This window comes from Pseudomonas agronomica (assembly GCF_025917275.1).
Taxonomy (GTDB): Bacteria; Pseudomonadota; Gammaproteobacteria; order Pseudomonadales; family Pseudomonadaceae; genus Aquipseudomonas; species Aquipseudomonas agronomica.
Window position 1 is genome coordinate 1 of the sequence record NZ_JAOSHO010000828.1, and the last position, 1,373, is coordinate 1,373.

Genomic DNA, 1,373 nt, shown 5'->3' on the forward strand with positions numbered 1-1,373 from the left:
CGACGCCGGACAGCGGCATTCAATCGCCCGAGGCGTGGCAGAACCAGGACACGCCAAGCGCCACTGTTGATAACCAACAATGGTGGACACGTTTTGGCAGCCGGCAACTCGACCAACTGATCGAACAGGCGCGCCTGGGCAGTTTCGACCTCGCTGCCGCCATGGCCCGGGTTCGCCAGGCCCAGGCCAGCGCGGTGATTGCAGGCGCGCCGTTACTGCCGCAAATCACCGCCGGGCTCAATGGCAATCGCCAGGAACTGCTGCGGGGCAAGGGCTACAGCCAGTTGGACGTGGATCGCAACAACCGCACCATCGACTACTACGACGCTCATCTCAGCGCCAGTTACGAGCTGGATTTCTGGGGCGGAAAACGGGCGGCCCGGGACAGTGCGCTGAGCACGTTGTCGGCCACGCAGTTTGATCGGGCGACTGTGGAACTGACTCTGCTCAGCGCCGTCGCCAACAGCTATAGCCAAGCCTTGTCACTGCGCGAGCAACAGCGCATTGCCGAACTGAACCTGGCCAACGCCCGGCATGTGCTCGACCTGGTGCAAACCCGCTACGACGCCGGCAGCGCCACGGCACTGGAACTGTCCCAACAAAAGAGTCTGGTGGCGGCCCAGGAGCGACGGTTACCGCAAGTGCAGCAACAAGCCCGCGAGGCGTTGATCACCCTCGCGGCACTGTTGGGCGAACCGGTGCAATCGCTCAAGCTGGACAATGAACCCTTCGACGCATTGCGCTGGCCCGCCATCGACGCCGGGGTGCCCAGCGACCTGCTGCTGCGCCGTCCCGACATCGCCGCCGCCGAAGCCCGCCTTGCCGCCGCCCAGGCCGACATCACCGTCGCCCGCGCGGCCATGCTGCCCTCGGCCACCCTGGGCCTGAGCCTGGCCACCGGCGCCGACATCGCCGACCAGTTGCTGCGCAACAACGTCTACAACCTCAGCGCCGGGCTGGCCGCGCCGATTTTCAACAACGGTCGCCTGAAGGCCGAGCGGGACCGGGCCACCGCGCGCCAGGAAGAACTGCTGGAGGCCTACCGCGCCGCCATCATCAACGGCTTCGCCGACGTCGAAAAAGCCCTGAACAGCATCCGCGGCCTGGACCAGCAACGGCAATGGCAAAGCGAAGAACTGAACCAGGCCCAAAGCGCCTTCGACATCGCCCAGCGCCGCTACCAGGCCGGCGCCGAAGACCTGCTCACCGTGCTCGAAACCCAACGCACGTTGTACGCGGCGCAGGACATGAACGTGCAGTTGCGACTGGCGCGGGTGCAGGCGAGCGTGGCGTTGTACAAGGCGTTGGGTGGGGGTTGGCGAACGACGCAAATCTGAAGAGGAGCACCATCGTGGCGAGGGAGCTTGCTCCCG

The 1,373-nt window shown here is 65.7% G+C and carries 1 protein-coding gene; it reads left to right on the forward strand.

Annotation, left to right across the window (positions count from 1 at the left end; translation table 11 throughout):
* Positions 1-1,337, forward strand: a 1,337-nt coding sequence (locus OC610_RS27475; RefSeq protein ID WP_264432609.1) for an efflux transporter outer membrane subunit, incomplete at its 5' end; no start/stop codon positions are given.
* Positions 1,338-1,373: the final 36 nt, after the last annotated feature.